The 19,949-nt window shown below is 62.9% G+C and carries 20 protein-coding genes and 1 pseudogene; 17 read left to right on the top strand and 4 right to left on the bottom strand.

The features are described 5' to 3' along the window. Positions 1–29: 29 nt before the first annotated feature. Together GPA21_RS01495 and GPA21_RS01490 are read right to left on the bottom strand one after the other, a co-directional pair. Positions 30–500 carry a Dps family protein gene (locus GPA21_RS01495; protein WP_168986443.1) on the bottom strand — a complete coding sequence of 157 codons (471 nt, stop codon included), beginning with the start codon at positions 498–500 and terminating at the stop codon, positions 30–32. A 170-nt stretch (positions 501–670) separates the two neighbouring features. After that, positions 671–1,438 (bottom strand): dienelactone hydrolase family protein, encoded by a 768-nt coding sequence (locus GPA21_RS01490; RefSeq protein WP_168986442.1) that lies wholly within the window; start codon positions 1,436–1,438, stop codon positions 671–673. A 324-nt stretch (positions 1,439–1,762) separates the two neighbouring features. Between GPA21_RS01490 and GPA21_RS01485 the strand changes: the two genes are divergently transcribed. Beyond that, entirely contained in the window at positions 1,763–2,122 is a 360-nt protein-coding gene (locus tag GPA21_RS01485; protein WP_168986441.1) for a hypothetical protein, read from the top strand. Positions 2,123–2,380: 258 nt separating this feature from the next. On the opposite strand, the gene GPA21_RS01480 is transcribed toward GPA21_RS01485, so the two are convergent. Further along, positions 2,381–2,689: a type II toxin-antitoxin system RelE/ParE family toxin gene (locus tag GPA21_RS01480; RefSeq protein WP_168986440.1), complete on the bottom strand. Its 309-nt coding sequence runs from the start codon at positions 2,687–2,689 to the stop codon at positions 2,381–2,383. Positions 2,690–3,069: 380 nt separating this feature from the next. Here GPA21_RS01480 and GPA21_RS01475 point away from each other — a divergent pair, with 380 nt between their 5' ends. The 15 genes from GPA21_RS01475 to GPA21_RS01405 all read left to right on the top strand — a co-directional run bounded on the left by GPA21_RS01475 (position 3,070) and on the right by GPA21_RS01405 (position 18,560). Beyond that, complete coding sequence (locus tag GPA21_RS01475) at positions 3,070–4,623, top strand: amidase (protein ID WP_168986439.1); 1,554 nt, start codon at positions 3,070–3,072, stop codon at positions 4,621–4,623. A 40-nt stretch (positions 4,624–4,663) separates the two neighbouring features. Beyond that, complete coding sequence (dctP, locus tag GPA21_RS01470) at positions 4,664–5,650, top strand: TRAP transporter substrate-binding protein DctP (RefSeq protein WP_168986438.1); 987 nt, start codon at positions 4,664–4,666, stop codon at positions 5,648–5,650. Between the two features lie 80 nt (positions 5,651–5,730). Next, the gene (locus GPA21_RS01465) at positions 5,731–6,243 is read left to right on the top strand and encodes a MaoC family dehydratase (protein WP_168986437.1); all 513 of its coding nucleotides are present in this window, start codon (positions 5,731–5,733) and stop codon (positions 6,241–6,243) included. Between the two features lie 102 nt (positions 6,244–6,345). Next, positions 6,346–7,347 carry a TRAP transporter substrate-binding protein DctP gene (dctP, locus tag GPA21_RS01460; protein ID WP_168986436.1) on the top strand — a complete coding sequence of 334 codons (1,002 nt, stop codon included), beginning with the start codon at positions 6,346–6,348 and terminating at the stop codon, positions 7,345–7,347. Next, on the top strand, positions 7,331–7,891 hold the full coding sequence (locus GPA21_RS01455; RefSeq protein WP_339379887.1) for a TRAP transporter small permease: 561 nt from the start codon (positions 7,331–7,333) through the stop codon (positions 7,889–7,891). The genes dctP (GPA21_RS01460) and GPA21_RS01455 overlap by 17 nt, the downstream gene beginning before the upstream one ends. Positions 7,892–7,908: 17 nt before the next feature. Continuing rightward, a complete protein-coding gene (locus GPA21_RS01450; protein ID WP_246261684.1) occupies positions 7,909–9,174 on the top strand; it encodes a TRAP transporter large permease in 1,266 nt (421 codons plus the stop codon). A gap of 17 nt (positions 9,175–9,191) precedes the next feature. Beyond that, positions 9,192–10,610 (top strand): MmgE/PrpD family protein, encoded by a 1,419-nt coding sequence (locus tag GPA21_RS01445; protein WP_168986433.1) that lies wholly within the window; start codon positions 9,192–9,194, stop codon positions 10,608–10,610. Between the two features lie 27 nt (positions 10,611–10,637). Beyond that, positions 10,638–11,801 (top strand): acyl-CoA dehydrogenase family protein, encoded by a 1,164-nt coding sequence (locus tag GPA21_RS01440; protein WP_168986432.1) that lies wholly within the window; start codon positions 10,638–10,640, stop codon positions 11,799–11,801. Beyond that, positions 11,798–12,988 (top strand): CaiB/BaiF CoA transferase family protein, encoded by a 1,191-nt coding sequence (locus GPA21_RS01435; protein WP_168986431.1) that lies wholly within the window; start codon positions 11,798–11,800, stop codon positions 12,986–12,988. Before GPA21_RS01440 ends, GPA21_RS01435 begins: the two co-directional genes overlap by 4 nt. Beyond that, positions 12,985–13,758, top strand: coding sequence for a GntR family transcriptional regulator (locus GPA21_RS01430; RefSeq protein WP_168986430.1), 774 nt, complete (start codon positions 12,985–12,987; stop codon positions 13,756–13,758). The genes GPA21_RS01435 and GPA21_RS01430 overlap by 4 nt, the downstream gene beginning before the upstream one ends. A gap of 23 nt (positions 13,759–13,781) precedes the next feature. Continuing rightward, entirely contained in the window at positions 13,782–14,993 is a 1,212-nt protein-coding gene (locus GPA21_RS01425; RefSeq protein WP_168986429.1) for an MFS transporter, read from the top strand. A 9-nt stretch (positions 14,994–15,002) separates the two neighbouring features. Further along, on the top strand, positions 15,003–15,803 hold the full coding sequence (locus tag GPA21_RS01420; protein ID WP_339379886.1) for an HpcH/HpaI aldolase/citrate lyase family protein: 801 nt from the start codon (positions 15,003–15,005) through the stop codon (positions 15,801–15,803). Continuing rightward, the gene (locus tag GPA21_RS01415; protein WP_168986427.1) at positions 15,800–16,528 is read left to right on the top strand and encodes a class I SAM-dependent methyltransferase; all 729 of its coding nucleotides are present in this window, start codon (positions 15,800–15,802) and stop codon (positions 16,526–16,528) included. Before GPA21_RS01420 ends, GPA21_RS01415 begins: the two co-directional genes overlap by 4 nt. 221 nt (positions 16,529–16,749) lie before the next feature. Then, complete coding sequence (locus GPA21_RS01410; RefSeq protein ID WP_168986426.1) at positions 16,750–17,913, top strand: sensor histidine kinase; 1,164 nt, start codon at positions 16,750–16,752, stop codon at positions 17,911–17,913. Beyond that, a complete protein-coding gene (locus GPA21_RS01405) occupies positions 17,910–18,560 on the top strand; it encodes a response regulator (protein WP_211163367.1) in 651 nt (216 codons plus the stop codon). The genes GPA21_RS01410 and GPA21_RS01405 overlap by 4 nt, the downstream gene beginning before the upstream one ends. A 10-nt stretch (positions 18,561–18,570) precedes the next feature. Here GPA21_RS01405 and GPA21_RS01400 read toward each other — a convergent pair whose 3' ends face one another. Further along, on the bottom strand, positions 18,571–19,554 hold the full coding sequence (locus GPA21_RS01400) for an AEC family transporter (protein WP_339379885.1): 984 nt from the start codon (positions 19,552–19,554) through the stop codon (positions 18,571–18,573). Positions 19,555–19,746: 192 nt separating this feature from the next. Here GPA21_RS01400 and GPA21_RS01395 point away from each other — a divergent pair. After that, a pseudogene (locus tag GPA21_RS01395) lies at positions 19,747–19,949 on the top strand (hypothetical protein); the annotation flags it as partial.

Below are 19,949 nucleotides of genomic sequence, written 5' to 3'. Positions count from 1 at the left end.
ATCGCGGGGCTTCTTCGTGTTGAGGGCGCTCAGCTCTCGAGCAGGCTGCGCAGCATCCACGCAGTCTTTTCATGTACCTGCATACGCTGGGTCAGCAGGTCGGCCGTCGGCTCATCGGAGGCTTTGTCGACCGCAGGCAGGATGCTGCGCGCGGTCTTCACCACCGCTTCCTGGCCGAGCACGAGATGCTTGATCATATCCTTGGCCGATAGCCCGCCCTCCGGCTCCTTCAGGCTGCCCAGCTTCTGGAACTCGGCGTAGGTGCCCGGTGCGGGAAAGCCCAGAGCACGAATGCGCTCGGCAATGGCATCCACCGCCAGCGCGAGTTCATTGTATTGCTGCTCGAACATCAGATGCAGCGTGTTGAACATCGGCCCGGTGACGTTCCAGTGAAAGTTGTGAGTCGTCAGGTACAACGTGTAGGTGTCGGCCAGCAGGCGCGACAGCCCATCTGCGATCTTGGCGCGGTCTTTCTTGTTGATGCCGATATCGATTTCCATGCCGGATTCTCCTGAATGGTGGTTTGAGGGCGCGCTGGTGCCGCCCGTGGATCGATTGCGAGGGGTCAGATACGATGGTAAACAATGCCCGCGCTTCGCGCCAATGGAATCCACGAATGCTGGCAGTACGGCGTCTCTATACCTGTGAGCACCGGGCGCACGCGGATGCGCTACCTGATGAAGTCCATCAGCGCCCGCCAGCTGTCCTGGTCGGCATGTTCATCATACGCGAGGGGCATTCCGTACTGGTTGCCGATCTCGGTGGCGCCGGGGTTGGTGAAGCTGTGTAACACACCGGGGTAGCTGAGCAGGGTCAGGTCGGCTCCGGCGGCCATCATTTCGGTGACGAAACCGCCAACCTGATCGGGCGGGACCATCGGATCGGCGCCGCCGGTGGCGACGAGGATGCGCGCATTGACGCTGCCGGCCTGGGCCGGATTGTCAGTGCCGAGGCTGCCATGGAAGCTCGCTACGCCGGCCAGGTCCGCCCCCATGCGTGCCTGGTGGAGCACCACTGCGCCGCCGAAGCAGTAACCTATGGCGTAGATGCGCGCATTATCGACGCTCGCTTCGCTGGCAAGCAGTGCGCGCGCGGCGTCGAAGCGGGCGCCCATCTTCTCCGGCTCGGCCAGCGCTGCCTGCATGAAGGCTTGGGCGTCGCTTGGGTGATCGGCGACGTGGCCGTGGCCGTACATGTCGACCGCGATCGCAGTGTAGCCGGCCTCGGCTAGCAGGCGGGCGCGTTCGCGGGCGTAGTCGTTCAGCCCCCACCATTCATGGATGACGATGACGCCGGGGCCCGCTTCGGCCTTGCCGGAGGCGTAGAGCACGGCGGAGCCGAGCCCGTCTTCCAGCGTGATCTCGCGCGATTCCACCGAAGCGAGGGCTGGCATCGTTGCAACGACGACCATGGCGGCAATCCAGTGACGCAGTTTCATGGGGTTCTCCTCTCTGTTGTAATTGGTGCCAGCTTCTTCCGCTCCCATGCGCCCGCTTCAGCGCAGCAATTTCGAGGTGTGAAAGTGCGCTGCGCTCTCTGCGGCATGGTCGAACCACATGCAACGAACGATGCGGTTCATCTGTGTGCCCCATCGGTTGGGGAAGGGCGTCAGGAACCCTGTTTCGTTCCACATGGCCACTATTCAACATAGATCACGTGGCAGCTTGGCGCTCTGGTGAGACGGCGATCCGCGGTCGCACTGGATCCTTGGTCGGCGAACCCACGCTTTCGACACCCGGTACAGCCCGCAGGCGATCCGGACATGTTGCTACTGATGGGCTTGAGTCTGAGCGTGCAGTACGGCCTGCGCATTGCCGACTTTCGCCGTCCGCCCTCCACCCCCGAGGAGATCGCGGCGATGAGCTTCATGCCCTTTGCAGAAGCCGCGGTGTTCATGCTGATGCTCATGCTCTGGATGGTGTCGGGCACGCTGTACTTGCAGCTTGCCGACATCCTTGGCCTGGCGTCTCCACGCACGGCCCTGATTACCCTCTTCGTGGTGTGCGCCTACGCCGTCATGCTGATGCGCGGACTCGGCGAGATTCGGGAAGTCCGCGATGTGCGCCGGCGGATTGCTTGGCTTCGCGACACGCTTCCAGGCTCATCAAGGCTGACAACGTAGTAATGGAGTTGAACGTGTTGGGGTGCTGGAAAGCTACTTGAGCCCGGCACTCCGAGACCGAGGTTTTACGGGCCGCTTCACGAAGCTAAACGTCCTTTCCGTGGCATTACCGCTGGACGGTGGCAGCCGGCCAGATGCAGACGTAGCGGTATCGAAGAATCTGGTAACGCGAATGACCTTTAACTGATTCGGCACCTGCTGCTGGGAGCGTCAAGGCCTACCGCGAAAGTCGGTGACGCCGATACGGTGGCATGAGTCTTACCCGGCAGGGTTTCGTTCGGAGTGGCAGGCCTTGCGCTGGCTGCGTAAGGACAGCACGAACACCGTATCGATCTCGGGCACGTAGCGATACAAGGCTACATACCCAAGGGAACGACGGCCAATCACCAGTTCGCGCTTGGCATTCGCCACCAGGCGACCGATCAACGGGTTCTGCGCCAGAATGTTCAAGACAGCAATGATCTCGCCAATACGCAGCCCAGGATTTTCCACCTCATAGTGGGTCAGGTGATCGAGGACGCGATCAAAGTCTTCTGCAACCTCCGGTGCCAACCCGATGCGGGACACCTTCAGCGTGCCAGCTTGCGCGCAACGGGGCGCTTCGCTACCTTGCCGGCCATGTGCGCTTCCAGATAGCCGCGCATTTCCTGCCACGGGATGGTCTTGCCGGTGGCCACAATGCGGGCATAGCGAGCTTCCGCTACCGAATCAAAATCAGCACGACGTTCCGCTTGCTCGGTCTTCTCGGCGACCGCTTCGAGGATGAAACCGTGAGCAGTCGTTCCGACGTCAGTCCGGGTCGAACGACAGGGTCAAACAAAAGCAACGGATGTGGTTGACAAAGGTGGGGTGATTTAGGATTATTGGTCCGGACAAACGGACATACGGATGTCCGGCATAAACGCAGTGCCATCGATGCACTGCAAACGGGCACCGGGAGGAGCGAGATGGCGTTGGAAATTCCAGCGGAAGACCGGGTAGACGTTCAAAGCGCGGTTGCGAGACTGTCTTCGGTGGTGGCGTCCGCGGCGACGCGCCTGAGGGCAGTGGATGTCTGCGAACCCTTCGCTGAAGTGCTGTTGGCAACACGCCGACAGCCCATGCCGGCTGTGACAGGTGCTCAAGTGGCACCGGCGTCAATCTCCAGCGGAAGTGCCCTGGATGCAGTCAGTGAGTCGTTCGCGAGGATTGCGGCCGGTCGGACAACGCCATCCGCCTGGATGAGCCTGGACCGGAACGAAGCGCTTGCGCGGGCGGTCAAGCTGGACGAGGACCGCTCGACGGGCGCCGCGGTTGGCGTGCTTCACGGCGTGCCCGTGGGGCTCAAGGATATGTTCGACCGCAGAGGTCGTGTTTCCAGCTGGGGCTCGACGGTCCGGCGTGACGAAGCGCCTGCGGGTATGGATGCGACCATCGTCAGCCGGCTCGAACAAGCCGGTGCCGTCGTGATCGGTGCATTGCACATGGCTGAGTTCGCAATGTCGCCCACCGGTCTCAACGACCAGCTCGGCCACGGCACCAATCCTCACGATCCGCAGCGGGTTTCCGGGGGGAGTTCGAGCGGGGCCGGCATGGTGGTGGGCGCACGCGAGGTGCCACTGGCAATCGGTTCCGACACCGGGGGGTCGGTGCGACTGCCCGCTGCGTTGTGCGGGGTGACCGGCCTCAAGCCAACACAGTTTCGCCTGAGTGTCGCCGGTGCAATGCCGTTGTCACCGAGTCTCGATTGCATTGGCCCTCTGGGTTTGAGTGCCGACCTGTGTGGCAGAGCGCTTGCCGCGATGGCTGGTGCCGATCCGTCCGACGCATCGTGCGTGCATCTGCCGGTTCGCGCAGGAGGTTGGCTCGGCCGAAAGGCGGGTGACTTCTCCGTCGCCGTCCCGCGGCTCGTTTCAGGCGAATACTTGAGTTCCGAAATGCTCGCGTCCCTGAAACGTGTGCGAGGCGAACTCGCTGAGGTGGGCATGCGATTTGTCGAGGTCGATCTGCCCGATCTGGGGCTCTACGGAGACCTGGCTTCGGTGCTGCTGGCGGTGGAGTCGGCGGCGGTCCACCGTCATGATTTGGCCAAACGGCCCGAAGTGTTCGGTCGTCAGGTTCGTCGCCGTCTGTCCAGGGGTTTACTCGTCACTGGGCTCGACTATCACGAATCACAACGCCTGCGTGCCCCCCTTTTGCGCCGCTTCATGCGCGAGACGCTGGAGGGCATCGATGCCTTGTTGCTTCCGACGACTCCAGCGGGCGCACCGCGCATCAAAGACACGGTCGGGGACGACCACCTGAAGCTTGAACGAGAGTTCGGAAAGCTCTCGTATTGGACGCGTGGCATCAACTACCTGGGTCTTCCGGCCCTGTCATTGCCAGCCGGTGTCGATTCGGACGGACTGCCACTGAGTGTGCAGTTCGTGGGTGGGGCGTTCGATGAGGAACGTCTTCTGGCAATCGGTCACATCTTTCAGTCCATCAGCGACTGGCATCTGCATTCGCCCCCAAAGTCGTGATGGCGGGGACATTCAGCAAGTACGAATAACGGAGGAGCACATGAAGAAAACCCTCGTGGCCGCGCTGGCGGTAATCGGTCTGGTGTCGGCTCCGGCGCAGGCCGTGGAGATTGTCATCACGAGCGAGATTCCGCTCACGACGAATCCAAGCCCATACATCGTTCAGTTTCTTGAGGAGATCGAGGCCCGCACGAGCGGCGCGGTGACCGGCAAGTACTTTGCCGTGTCGCAGCTCTACAACGACCGCGACGCCCTGGCCGCGTTGGGCACGGGCGCGGTACACATGGTCTGGCCGGTCGCCTCCCGGCTGGAGCTATTCGACAAGCGCACCGGTGTGCTGAGTCTGCCGTTCGGTCTGACCGAAGCGCAGATGACCAACGAGTGCTTCGCCGACGGTCTCGCGGAGGAGATTTCCGGCTATCTCGCGCCTGCAGGCATGACGATTCTCGGCTTTCTGCGAACTGCCGAACTCGTCTTTCTGATGCGCGACAAGGATATCCAGAGCGTCGCCGATCTGCGGCGCCAGAAGATCCGCGTCGTCGGCGGTCGCGTGATGCTCGATGCGATGCGTGCAGTGCAGGCCAGCCCGATTTCGATGGCGGCGTCCGAGATGTCGGTCGCGTTGGCGCAGGGTGCGATCGATGGGGCGATGACGTCGCCCGCGGGGTGGGTGGATGTGTTGGGTACCTCGGCGAAGTACGGCGCGCTTTTCCCCGGTATGTCGCTGGCCACTTCTCCCGTGGTCGTCGACAAGACCTGGTTCGACGGGCTCGATGAGGGGCATCGCGACGCGATCTCGGAGGTGGTCGATTCGATCATCGAGCGTCAGTGGCAGGAAACCGTGGCCAGGGACAAGGAACTCATCGAGCAGATGGTCGCGCAGGGTTCGCAGTACCGCGTCGTCGACCCGGCCGAGGTGGAAAGGCTACGCGAGGTATTCCAGCAGGCCAGCGCCGAGTATGTGAGTGCCAACGCCGACGCGGTGGCCGCGCTCGAGCGGTTGAACGCAGTTTGCCTGGGCAACTGAGTCCGGGTGGGGAGTGAGGTGAGCGCGAGGATCGCGCCATCCCAATGAGAAAAACGCAGAGGAATACGGAGAAACCACAAATGAGTCTGAAGAAAGTCGGCGAACAGCGCTACCGGGGGCAGATCGGCCGGTACTTCGAAGATTTCGAGATCGGCGACGTGTACGAGCACCGTCCGGGCAGGACGATGACGGATGTTGACAACATTCACTTCTCGCTAATGACGATGAACTACCACCCGATGCATTGCGATGCCGCCTACGCGGAGAAAAGCGAGTTCGGCAAGTTGCTCATCAACAGCGGCCTGACGCTGGCTGTGGTGCTTGGCATGACCGTGCCCGACGTTAGCGGCAAGGCGATTGCAAACCTCGGATGGAACGACATCAAGCTGATCGCCCCGGTATTCGCCGGCGACACGATCTACGCCGAATCCGAGGTGCTGGCCAAGCGGGCGTCGAAGTCGCGCCCCGGGCAAGGCATCGTCACCGTGCGCACGATCGGCAAGAAGGCCGATGGCACGGTGTTCATGAGCTTCGAGCGGAACGTACTCATCCAGATGCGCGAAGGAAACATCGACGAGGCTGCGGGTTACTGACCGTCGCTCACGGTTTCGACTTGAAGTGAGCTGGGGCTGAACGATGGTCCCGGTAGCAATCAACGGGTCACTGATCCGAACAAACTAAACGAGGAGACATCAATGAAAGGATTCACCCGATTTATCGCCGGCGTTTCGCTTATTTCCGGCGCGCTGCTGGCCCAGAACGTCATCGCGACCGAACTCGTGCTGCCCAGCGAGGTGGCCGCCACACACTGGAAAACCCGTTACATGAACGAGTTCGCCGAGCAGGTGGCGGCGCGCTCCAACGGCGAGGTCACGGTGAAGATCTTCCCCGCCGGGCAGCTCTACAGCGACCAGGACGCCCTCGCAGCGCTGGGTACCGGCGCTGTGCACATGGTTTGGCCGGTTGCGGTCCGGACGGAAACGATCGAACCGCGCACTGGGGTCATCAATCTCCCGTTCTCGCTCAGCGACGACATGATGAACAACGCGTGCTTCGCGTCCGGCATCACCGAACTGATGTCCTCGTACGTAGAACCGCGGAACCTGCGCATTCTTGGCTTCCTGCGCACCTCCGATCTGATGTTCGTGTTTCGCGATCGCGAGGTCACGCGAATGGAGGATCTGAGAAACGCCAAGATCCGTGTGACCGGTGGCCGCGTGTTCCAGGAGACCATGCGCAGCCTGCAGGTCAGTCCGGTGTCGATGGCGGCGTCCGAGATGAGTACCGCCCTGGCGCAGGGTGCGATCGACGGCATCTTTACCTCGCCGGCCGGTTGGGCGGAGATGATTGGCATGACCGGCAAGTATGGCTGGTACGTGCCGGGCTTCTCGCTCTCGACCTACGCGATCACAGTGGACAAAGGATGGTTCGACGGGCTACCGGAGGCGCATCGTGCCGCGATCGTTGATGCCATCGCCGACATCTCGCCACGCCAGTGGCAGGAAGTGAAAGTCGATGACGACGCGCTGATTCAGAAGATGATCGACCAAGGCGCGGTCTTCCATGTCGCGGACGACGAGGAGCGTGCGCGCTGGCAGGCGCTGTCGCAGGAGAACGCCAAACTGTTCTCCGAACGTTATGGCGACGTGGTGGAGCAATTCAACGCACTCGGAGCGCGCTGTGGCGTCGGCAACTGAACGTGACGAAGAGACGGGCCGGCCGAGCCGGCCCGGGCTCTGGCACCGCTTCGAGTCGGGCCTTCTGCTGAGCGGGGCGACCGTGCTGTTCCTGTCGGCGACCGTGATCATGCTGTACGAAGCCGTTGGCCGGGCCTTTCTGAATACCAGTTACTTCTGGGCCGAGGAGGCGGTTCGTTACCTCATGGTTTGGGCATTCTTTCTGACCGTCGGAGCAGCCGGCACGGCTGGTCACCACATCCGAACCGATCTGCTGGTCGAGAGGCTGGGGAGACGGGCTCAGCAGGTCTGTCACTTCCTGGCCAGCCTCACCGGTCTCGGATTCAGCGGCGTTCTGTTCTACGCCTCGCTCCCACAGGTCCAGCGCTACTACACCATGGGCATGATGACAGAGTCGAACCTCGATCTGCCGCTCTGGGCGCTGTTTCTGGCAATGCCGATCGGTGCGGTGCTCTTCTTCGCCTACTACCTTTCCTGCCTCTTGCGAACGCTCAAGGGCGAAAACCCCTTCGCTGCTAGCGGTCCGACCGGATCCGAACTCTAGGAGACAAGACCTTGTTGATGTTCATTGCACTGGCGGTCACGCTGGTATTCCTGGCGTTCGGCACGCACGTCGCGGTCGCCCTCGGTCTGGTCACGGCCGGACTGGTGCTGCTGTTCGACGGCGTGCCGACGACAGTGATCGCCCAGACTGCCTTCAAGTCGGTCAACAGCTATCCGCTGATGGCCATTCCCATGTTCGTGCTTGCCGGCAACCTGATGATGAAGGGGCAGATCGCGAACCTCATGATCGAACTGGTCGGCAGTGTGGTTCGTGCGGTAAAGGGCGGCTTGGCCCTCACCGTGCTGATCACCAGCGTGTTCTTCGCCGCGGTATCGGGTTCGAGCGTGGCATCGGCCGCAGCCATCGGGGCGTCGACGGTTGAAGGGCTGAAGCGCGAGAAGTATCCCGCGCGTTTCTCGGCTGCCATCGTCGCCGTCGGCGGAACTCTTGGTCTCATGATTCCGCCGTCACTTGCCTTCATCCTGATCGGTTCGATCGTTGGCCTGCCGGTCGACAAGCTCTTCATCGCGGGTCTGCTGCCGGGTCTGATGGAAGCGATCATGTTGATGATCGCCACGGTGTTTTTCGCCAAGCGAAACAACTATGGCGCCAAGGCGATTCGGCCTGATTGGCGCGGTTTCGGCAGGCGGCTGCCAGGTGCCACGGCGGCACTGGCCATGCCGGTGCTGGTGTTGGGGAGCATTTATACCGGCTTCCTGACGCCGACCGAGGTGTCGGCCTTCGCGGCGGCCTATGCTGCGCTGCTGTGTCTGTTCGTCTATCGCAGCATCACGGTTGGCGGGATGTGGGGCGTGGCCAAGGACTCGCTGCTGCAGACGACGATGATCTTCGCGGTCGTGATGGGTGGCAGTCTGGTGGGCTTCATGCTTGCGCGGATGGGTGTGTCGGCCCAGCTGGTGAGCTACATCACCGCCATGGAGATGAGCGCCTGGCAGTTCCTGCTTGTGGTCAACGTCGTGTTGCTCATCCTCGGCATGTTCCTCGACGGGATCGCCCTGATCGTCCTGACTGCACCGCTGTTGTTCCCGATCGCCATCGCGCTCGGAATCGATCCTATCCACTTCGCTGTGATCATGGTGGCCAACGTCGAGATCGCGACCCTCACGCCGCCCATCGGGCTGAATCTCTTCGTCATGAGCGGCATCGCGAAGATTCCGGTGCATGAAGTCGCACGCGGGGTACTGCCCTTCTACGCCGTCCGCGTCATCGGCTTGATGCTGATCACCTACGTGCCTGCCATATCCCTGTTTCTCCTTCGTTGAACAAGGAACCCAAGATCATGAACACTCGAAACGAAACACTTCCCGACAGCAAGAGCAACACCACGCTCGCGCAGACGCTCGCCTGCTTCGCCAGCGAGCTCAGGGATGAAGATGTCCCACAGGCGGTGCGTGAGCGTGCACGTTATCTGATGCTGGATGCGGTCGGCATTGCCTTCGCGTCCACTCAGTACGAATTCGCACATCGCACGCTCTCCGCCGTGAGCGAGTTCGGTGGCGGCGACATCGACGTTATCGGCTTCGGCACTCGTCTGGCGTTGCGAGACGCGGTGTTGATGAACGGGCTGCTGGTACATGGTCTCGACTATGACGACACCCACACCCGCGGTGTGATCCACGCTACCGCGAGTTGCTTCCCGACCGCACTCGGGGTCGCTGCGGCGGGTGGGCTGTCGGGTCGCGAACTGGTCACGGCTTATGTGATTGGCATGGAGGTGGCGACACGACTTGGTTCGGTCGCCAAGGGTGGTTTCCACCAGACCGGTTTCCATCCCACCGGTCTGATCGGCACCTTCGCATGCGCGCTGATCGCGGGCCGCCTGCGTGGCTTGAACGAACGTCAGCTCTCCATGGCACAGGGCATCGCCTTGTCGGTAGCGTCGGGAAGCCTCGAGTTCCTGCAGGACGGGGCCTGGACCAAGCGCATGCACCCCGGTTGGGCCGGCGCCGCGGGTATTACGGCCGCCGCCCTGGCGCGTAATGGTTTCATCGGACCCCAGGCGGCCTACGAGGGGCGTTTCGGCCTGTTCAATAGCCACCTGGGTTCGCTGGCCGAACAGTGCGACTACTCGCTGGCAAGCGAGGGTCTGGGTGAAACCTGGGAGGTGTCGGCGGTGGCGGTAAAGCCATTGCCGGCCTGCCACTTCACACATGCCTGCGCGGACGCCGCGGTGTCCTTGAGACGCGAGCATGGTATCGAGGCCGGAGACATTGCGAGCGTACGCGCACTGATCCCGTCCGAGGTCATCAAGACGGTGTGCGAACCCGTGGCCAACAAGCAGAAGCCGCAGAACAGCTACGACGCCCAGTTCAGTATTCCCTACGCGGTGGCCTCGGGGCTTGTGCGTGGCCGCTTCGGGCTCGGGGAGCTCGAGCCGGACGCGCTCGCCGACCCGGTCGCCCTCGAGGTGGCCGGCAAGGTGAAGTACGAGATCGATCCTGAGTCGGCCTTCCCGAAGTACTACTCCGGAGAGGTGATCGTGACGTTGACGGATGGGCGGGAGTTGCGCCACCGCGAGCACATCAACCGTGGTGCATCCGACCGACCTCTCAGCGCCGACGACATCGTCTCCAAGTACCTGGAGAACGCGCGCATGGCGGTTTCCGAGGCGCGCGCGATGCAGGTGCTCGAATCCATTCTCGCCCTCGACGACATGCAGGCGAACGAACTTTCGCGTGGCCTCGGTGGCCGCGCCTGACCCACAAACCTGACTGAGAGTAACGAAATGAGCGACAACTTCGACCAGAACAACGAACAGGAAAACCTGATTCTCGACATGATTGACCGCTTCCTCGAGACCGAGGTGAGCCCGTTCGTCCAGAAGCTCGAACACCACGACGTCTACCCGAGCGAGATCGTCGAAAAGATGAAGGAGATGGGGCTGTTCGGTTGCATCATCTCTGAGGAATACGGCGGCCTGGGGCTGTCCACCTCCTCCTACGCGAAGATCGTCGAGCGCATCGCGCGCACCTGGATGTCGTTGTCCGGCATCATCAATTCGCATCTGATCATGGCCTCGGCTGTGCAGCGCCATGGCACGCCGGAGCAAAAGGCCTATTTCCTGCCGCGTTTTGCTACCGGTGAGTTGCGGGGCGGCATCGGCCTGACCGAACCGGATGCCGGCACGGACCTGCAGGCGATCCGCACCGTCGCCAAACGTGACGGTGACCATTACGTGGTCAATGGCGCGAAGACCTGGATCACCAACAGCATGTACGGAAACTGCATCGCCCTGCTGGTGAAGACCGATCCGACCGCCAATCCGCGTCACAAGGGGATGAGTCTGCTGCTGGCCGAAAAGGGCCAGGGTTTCAAAGTCGTGCGCAAGCTGGAGAAGCTGGGCTATCGCGGCATCGACACCTGCGAACTGGTCTTCGAAGACTACCGCGTGCCGGTCGACCGCCTGATCGGCGGTGTCGAAGGCGTTGGCCTCAAGCAAGTGCTCTCCGGCCTCGAACTGGGCCGGATCAATGTCGCAGCGCGTGGCGTCGGCGTCGCGCGTGCCGCGCTCGAGGAATCGGTGGCCTATGCCCAAGTGCGCAAGACCTTCGGTAAGCCGATCTGCGAGCATCAGGCGATTCAACTCATGCTGGGCGAGATGGCGACCCGAGTCGAGGCATCCCGTCTGCTCGTGGAATCGGCCGCGAGGGCGTTCGATCGGGGAGAGCGCTGCGACATGGAGGCGGGCATGGCCAAGTACTTCGCGACGGAGGCGGCGGTGCGCAATTCAATGGACGCGATGCGCGTCCACGGCGGGTACGGGTACTCGAAGGAATACAACATCGAACGCTATTACCGCGACGCGCCGCTGCTGACCATCGGCGAAGGCACCAACGAATTGCAGCGAATCATCATCGCCAAGCAATTGATCGAGAGGAATCCGGCATGAGTCTCCCGCTTGAAGGCGTTCGCATCATCGCCGTGGAGCAGTATGGTGCAGGCCCGTTCGGTACCCAGCATCTGGCCGATCTCGGGGCTGAAGTGATCAAGATCGAAAACCCGGGTGACGGAGGCGACGTGGGCCGCAGCGTAGGGCCGCACTTCTTCGCGCCAGGTGATAGCCACTTTCATCAGTCGTTCAACCGGAACAAGAAGAGCATGACGCTCGACCTCAAGAAGCCGGAGGGGAAAGCGGTGCTGCACGAATTGGTGAAAGGAGCCGACGCGGTCTTCGACAATCTCAGGGGCGACCTGCCCGAAAAACTCGGTCTGACCTACGACAAACTGAAAACGTACAATCCGCGGATCGTCTGCGCGCATCTGTCGGCCTACGGGCGCAGCGGACCGCGTGCTGCCTGGCCCGGCTACGACTATCTGATGCAGGCCGAGGCGGGATACCTGTCGCTGACCGGCGAGCCGGGTGGCCCTCCGGCCCGCTTCGGACTGTCGATCATCGACATGATGACCGGCACGATGTCAGCACTGGCGCTGGTTTCGGGCGTGCTCGGGGCGCGCCAGAGCGGAGTAGGACGCGATGTGGACGTCAATCTGTTCGAAGTCGCGATGCACAACCTGAGCTATGTCGGCACTTGGTATCTCAACGAGGGCGTCACCACCTCGCGCGCGCCCCGCTCGAGCCACCCTTCGCTGACTCCGAGTCAGCTATACAAGACGAAGGATGGCTGGATCTTCATCATGTGCAACAAGGAGAAGTTCTGGGGTGTGCTTGCCGATGCGATCGACAGGCCCGAGTGGGCGACAGAGCAGCGTTTTGCGGACTTCAAGGCGCGGCTCGCGCATCGGGACGAGTTGACCGACGCGCTCGACGAGGTGCTCAGCAGCGCGACCACGGCGGAGTGGATGCAGAAGCTCGCAGGCAAAGTACCAGCGGCCCCGGTATATGATGTCGCCCAGGCGCTCGATAACGAGTACGTACGCGAACAGGGTATCGTCGTCGAGGTGCCGCACCCGGTGCGCGGGTCGATCAAGACGCTCGCGTGCCCGATCCGATGCCCGGGAGAGACCTTGCCGGTTCGTCCCGCTCCCGGGCTCGGCGCGAACACCCGCGACATCCTCAGGGAAATTCGTGACGACGACGAATGGATCGCGTCACTGGAAGCCGAGAAGGTGATATGACGAACTTCACCCCGAACCTCCTCGCGGCCGGTCAGCCGCGGTATCTGGTGTTGGCACAGGCGTTGATCGACGACATTCGTGGTGGCCGGTATCCGGTCGACAGCCTGTTGCCTACCGAGCACGAGCTGTGTCAGCAGTTCAACGTAAGTCGGCACACGGTCCGCGAGGCGGTTCGGCGGTTGTTTGAGCTCGGGCTGGTCACCCGTCAGCCGGGCGTGGGGACGAAGGTCAAGGCGAATCAGATCGCGTCCCGATACGTGCAGGCGAGCGAGGGGATTTCCGACCTGTTCCAGTATGTTCGCGACGTGCGCTTGAAGATTTGCGCCAGCGAGGACGTGATCGCCGACGAGAGTCTGGCCGATCTGCTCGAATGTCGGGTCGGCCAGGCGTGGCTGCAAATCAAGGGCGAGCGCTACATTCCGGACGAGGACCTTCCCTTGTCGCTGACGGACGTCTACATCGCACGCCAGTATCGTGGCGTCGTCGAAGAGCTCGGAGACCCGTCGCTGCCGATCTACGCGATCATCGAACAGAAGTATGGCGTGAGGGTGGTCGAAGTCCGCCAGGAGATCAGCGCGGTGCTGATCGACGAGGGGGCGGCGTCGAGGCTTGGCACCCAATCCGGTGCGGCCGGACTGAAGGTTGTGCGCAAGTATTTCGCGACGAACGACGAGCTCTTCGAGGTGGCGGTCAGCCTGCATCCGGGTGACCGCTTCAGCTATTCGACCACACAGCGCCTCGAGCGCGTGGGCGGGGCCGATTCGAGGTGAAACCCGCGCTTCAGGTTGGCCTGATGCCTTTGCTGATCACGCTGGGCATTCAGGCGCTCGTGTCGATGGCCTCGCTGACGCCGCCGGTGCTCGCGCCCGCTGCTGCGGCCGAAATCGGCGTTCCGGCATCATTGATTGGTTTGTTCGTGGGCCTCGTGTACATCGGCAGCATGCTGTCCAGTCTGGGCAGTGGGGATCTCATTGGCCGTTTTGGTGCGATCCGGATCAGCCAGGCCTGTCTGATTCTGTGTGCGGCCGGGTTGGCGTTGGCGACCGTGGGTGTGCCGGCGGCGATCGTGCTGAGTGCGCTGTTGATCGGGTTTGGTTATGGCCCGGTGACGCCCGCGAGCAGTCATATTCTCGCCCGCACCACACCGGCCAATCGCATGGGTTTCGTGTTCTCGCTTAAGCAGACCGGCGTGCCGCTGGGTGGCATGTTGGCCGGGGCGCTGGTGCCGACGATGGTGTTGCTTGCCGGGTGGCGTGGTGCTGCACTCGCGGTGGCCTTGTTCTGTGTGGTCATGGCTGTCCTGACTCAACCGATCCGCGCGGCGCTCGATGATGATCGTGACGCCCACAGGCGGATTTCACTCAGTGGCGTGCTCGGTCCGTTGAGGATGGTCTTCGCCTACAAGGCGGTTCGGGACTTGGCGATTTGCTCGTTCTTTTTCGGTGCGATGCAGCTGTGCCTCACGACCTTCTTGGTGACTTATCTCACCGAGGAGTTCGGTCTTCGTCTCGTCGCGGCCGGATTGGTGTTGTCGGTTGCTCAGGCTGCAGGCATCTTCGGGCGCCTGCTGTGGGGTTGGGTAGCGGATCACTGGATCGCGTCGCGCATTCTGCTTGGCCTGCTAGCGGTCGGAATGGCCTCCTGTGCGCTGCTGCTGGCGGTCTACGCACATGGATGGCCGTTCGCCTGGGTGTTGGTCTTGTGCGCCGCTTTCGGGGGGACGGCGATCGGCTGGAACGGGGTCTATCTTGCGGAAATCGCGCGCCTTGCACCTGCTGGGCAGACTGGCGCGATGACCGGTGGTGCGCTGTTTATCACCTACTCCGGCGTGGTCGCCGGACCGCCATTGTTCGCGGGCATCGTGTCGATGACTGGAGAACACGCGAGCGGGTTTCTTGCTTTCGGTTTGATCGTCATGCTGATTGGCATGTCGCTCGTGCTCACACGTGCGCAGCGGACCGACCCTGAGGCGGACCGTCAAGCCAGACGAAGGATCAATCAATAGGAGATGTCGGTGTCTGTACGTTCTTATCTGTTCGTTCCGGGTGACCGTCCCGAGCGGTTTGACAAAGCGGCCGCATCGGGCGCGGACCTGGTGATACTGGATCTCGAGGATGGTGTGCTGCCTGAACGAAAGGACATCGCCCGCGAGGCGGTCCGCGAGTGGCTCTCCCGGGGCGGCAAGGCCTGCGTCAGGGTCAATGGCGTCGGCACTGAATGGTACGAGGAAGACTGTCGTCTTGCTGAGACCGCACCAGTCCTCGCTGCAATGCTCCCGAAGGCGGAGGCGGAGACCGAGCTTGCCGATTTCGTGAAGCGCGTGCCTGCCGGGGTGCCGGTGATACCCGTTATCGAATCGGCGTTGGGTGTGTGGAAGGTGCTCGAACTCGCGCAGGTGCCCGGGGTGACCCGACTGGCGTTCGGGTCGGTCGACTTTCAGCTGGACACGGGGATAGAAGGCGAGGGCGAGGCCTTGTTGTACGCCCGTTCTCGCATCGTGCTAGCGTCGGCGGTGGCGAGGTTGGAGGCCCCGGTCGACGGCGTGACCCTGGCCATCGACGATGCGGAGCGCCTGGCCGGCGATGTGTCGTTGGCGCGCGAACTCGGTTTCGGGGCCAAGCTGTGCATCCATCCGCGACAGGTGGCGGCGGTGAACGAGGGTTTCTGCCCCACTGATGAAGAGCTGGTGTGGGCGAGGTCGGTGGTCGAGGCGTCCGCCAGCTCGGATGGATTGGGCGCGATCCGCCTGAATGGAAAGCTGATTGATCGCCCGGTGGTCGAACGGGCAAAGCGAATGCTGGAGGGAGCACGATGAGTGAAAACGCCTTGGTCGCCGAAACGCCTCAGGTCATCCCCGACGAATATGAACTGATCACGCACAAGCTGCCGCTCGCGAACGCACGACTCATCGAACTGGGCTGCGGAGACGCGGCGATGAGTCGCCGTTTGGCCGAAGGAACGGCTGTGCGCGAGATCGTTGCGCTCGAGGTCGATGAGTCGCAGCTAGAGCGAAATCTCGCACGGGACTGGCCCCCGTCGATCACGGTCTCCCGGGGGGCGGCAGAGTCGATTGATGCGCCAGACGAGAGCTTTGACCATGCGATGATGCTCAAATCGCTGCATCACGTGCGCGTCGAAGCAATGGATCAGGCCCTGGCCGAAGTCCATCGCGTGTTGCGTCCCGGTGGGCTGCTGTATGTCTCCGAGCCGGTGTTCGACGGCGAATTCAATGAGATCATGCGTCTGTTCCACGATGAGAATGTCGTTCGCGAGGCGGCCATCGCCGCGATGGGCCGCGCCTGCGAGAAGGGAATTTACGAGCGGGCGGATCAGATCCACTTTCTGGCACCGATCACCTTTTCGGATTTCGCCGATTTCGAGCGCAGGATGATGAATCTGTCCCATACGCAGCTTGACATTGATTCAGTCACACGTGAGCGGGTTCGCCAACTGTTCGAGTCTCACATGGGACAAGGTGGGGTGAGCTTCGAGCGGCCAATGCGAGTGGACTTGCTGCGCAAGAGGATGGATCCCCAGTAAGCTTGTTCCTGATCCCCAATGCCGCCGACAGTTGTGCCTGGAACGAGGTCACACGCACCCCTGTGGTGCATGAAGCGCATGAGTCTGCCCCTTCGATTCGCCTGACCATTGCATGAATGTCCTGAACACCGCGGCCTGACGCCCCGGCCTTAGTCGTTGCCCGGGCTGGCATCGATCTTGCACTGCGAAGTGCCGTAAAGGCTCTTTCCGGCAGGCAGGCGATGTTCGCGAATCTTCACCACCTCTCCCATCACGCGGCTTGGCGGCGGCAGCTCGAGATGCTGCTCGAGTCGACCGGCGATGGGATCTATGGCATCGACCTCAACGGTCGCTGCATCTTCATCAATGGTGCCGGCGCGCGCATGCTGGGCTTCGAGGCGGATGAGGTGCTTGGGCGCAACATGCACTACCTCATCCATCATTCGCATGCCAATTGCAGCCTGATGCCGGTTCACGATTGCCGGATCTTCAAGGCGTTTCAGGAAGGGGAGGGGTGTCGCGTCGAGGATGAGGTGTTGTGGCGTCGGGACGGCACGGCGTTTCCGGCCGAGTACGCGTCCTACCCGATCCGCGACGGCGACAAGGTGGTTGGGGCGGTGGTGACGTTCACCGACATCACCGAGCGCAAGCGCACCGAGGCGGCGCTGCATGCGGCACGCGGCGAACTGGAGCGCCGGGTGGCCGAGCGTACCGCGGAGTTGTCGGCTGCGAACACGCAGTTGCGCCAGACGCGCGACAGCCTGCGTCGGCTCTCGGCGCACATGAACCGGCTGCGCGAGGAGGAACGGGCGCACATTGCGCGCGAGATTCACGACGATCTGGGCGCGTCGCTGACGGCGATGCAGCTCGAGCTCAACTGGTTGCGAAAGCGGCTTGCCGGCGACGAGAAGGTGAGCGAGCGCATCGACGCGGCGCTGGATATCGGCCGAGACGCGATGAGCGCGACGCGCCGGATTCTCAATGACCTGCGTCCGGGCGTGCTCGACCATCTTGGCCTGTGGGCAGCGCTCGAGGCGCTGCTGACCGAGACGCAGACGCGCAGCGGCCTGCGTTGCACCTTTGCCTGCCCGGAAGAGGTTGAGCGCTGTCGGCTGGGGCGGGACGCAGAGATTGCGGTGTACCGCATCGTGCAGGAGGTGCTGACCAACGTGAAGCGCCATGCCGGGGCCCGTCGTGTGAGTATCGTCTCGCGGGCACTGGGCCGCGACTTGGTGGTGGAAGTGGAGGATGACGGCTGTGGCATGCAGGTGCCGCAGGCGCCGACCAGCTTCGGGCTGCTGGGCATGCAGGAGCGCGCGCACGCGATCGGCGGTGAACTCACCATCGAGAGCACGCCGGGGCGCGGCACCGCGGTGCGTCTGCGTCTGCCGGGGGTGGTGGCATGATGGAGGCGGGAAGCATCCACCTGCTGGTCGTCGATGACCACATGATCATCCGTCGTGGACTGGTCCAGATTCTCTCGGAATGCGAAGGCATCGGACCCTTCCGTGAAGCCGGAGACGGCCCGACGGCGATCCGCCTGATGCGCGACGGACCGGCTGACGTGGTGTTGCTCGATGTCGCGCTCGGCGAGCGCGACGGGCTGGACGTGCTCAAGACCTTGCGCGCCGAGTTTCCCGCCACTGGGGTGGTGATGCTGTCGGTGTATCCCGAGTCGCAGTTCGCGGTGCGCGCGATTCGTGCCGGCGCCGGGGCGTATCTGAACAAGGGGTGCTCGCCCGATGACCTGGCGGCCGCGATTCGCAAGGTGGCGGCCGGCGGACTGTACGTCACCCCCAGCATTGCCGAGCTGCTGGCCCGCAGCGTGCGCGAGCACGAGGCCCGCGCACCGCACGAGAGCCTCTCCAACCGGGAATTCCAGGTGCTGGAGCTGTTTGCGCAGGGCCGCTCGGTCTCCGAGATTGCGCAGCAGTTGTCGTTGTCGGCCAACACCATATCGACCTATCGCGCGCGCATCTTCGAGAAGCTCGAGGTACGCAACATGGCCGAACTGCTCAGCTATGCCGCGCGGCATGACATGCTCGTGCGCTGAGTCCGTTCAGCTACATGAGTCCGGCGCCGCGCAGCAGGGTGATGCCGGCACTGGTGGCGATGATCGAACCCAGCGTGGTGAGCGCGATGATGTTGGCTGCGAGCGTGGCGTTGCCGCCCATGGCCCGCACCATCACGTAGCTCGCGGCGGCGGTCGGGGCGCTCGACATCAGCATCAGCACACCCAGTTCGATGCCACGGAAGCCGACCATGATGCCGCCGGCCGTCATCAGCAGCGGCACCAGCACCAGCTTGAGGCCGGCGGCCTGGAAGGTGTTGCTCATCGCGTCGCGCAGGCTGGCGAAGTTGAGCGACGCGCCGGTGCACAGCAAGGCCAGCGGCAGCGTCATGTCGGCGAAGTAGCGACCCGACTGCAGCACCAGCGAGGGCAGGCGGATCTCGAAGTAGGACACCGGCAGGGCCAGCACGATGCCGATGATCAGTGGATTGGTGAAGATGCCCTTGACCATGCCGCCGACGCCGCGACGCTTGGCCAGCGAGCGGTTGAGCGTGATGACTGCGAGCACGTTGTAGAGAATGGTGACCAGACCGAGGTAGAGCGAGGCGGCGACCAGACCGGCCTCGCCGTAGGCATTGACGCAGTAGGCCAGGCCGACGATGCCCATGTTGGAGCGGAACGCCCCCTGCACCACCACGCCCCGGTCCTCGCGCGGATGCACGCTCCGCGAAGCGAGCAGCTCGAGCGCGATGAAGATCACGGCGGTCGCCAGCAGGCCGTAGAGGATGAGTCCCGCGTTGGCGGCGTCGTCGAAATCCGTGGTCGCGATGCTGATGAACAGCAGGGCCGGAAGGGCGACGTTGAATACCAGTTTCGAGCCCGCGTCGATGAAGGGCTCCGTGATCAGGCCGATGCGGCGCAGCCACACGCCGAGCAACAGGATCACGAAGATCGGGCCGGTGACCGAGAACGAGAATTCGAGAATGCTGAGAAAGTCGGCCATCAGGGTGCCCGGGCGCGCTGCAAGGCGATCCACTCTACGCCGCGACCCGGCATGCGGCAATGCGGAATATCCGAAAGCGGCCTTCGGCGTGGACGAAACGCACGACAGACGCGACCACAGGCTGTAGTGCTTTCACTACAGAAGAATCACGACAACGGTGATGGTGCCCGTCTGTTGCATTGCGGAAGATGGACCCCGACAGAAAACGCTTTCGGGAGTCGCACGATGCGCAAGCAGGGTTTCAGGGTCGGGATGTACGTCTTCAAGGACGCCGAGATCGTCGATTACGCGGCACCGGTGGGCGTGATCTCGGTGGCCCGTCGCTTCGACCCGGCACTGGACGTGTTCCTGATCGCAGACGCCATGCGCCCGGTGCAGACCCAGGCCGGCATTACGGTGATGCCCAACTACGCGCTCGACGACCAACC

Origin of the sequence: Azoarcus taiwanensis, from assembly GCF_012910885.1 — a bacterium.
GTDB classification, from domain to species: Bacteria; Pseudomonadota; Gammaproteobacteria; order Burkholderiales; family Rhodocyclaceae; genus Azoarcus_F; species Azoarcus_F taiwanensis.
This window is presented reverse-complemented; position numbering and strand designations above follow the sequence as displayed.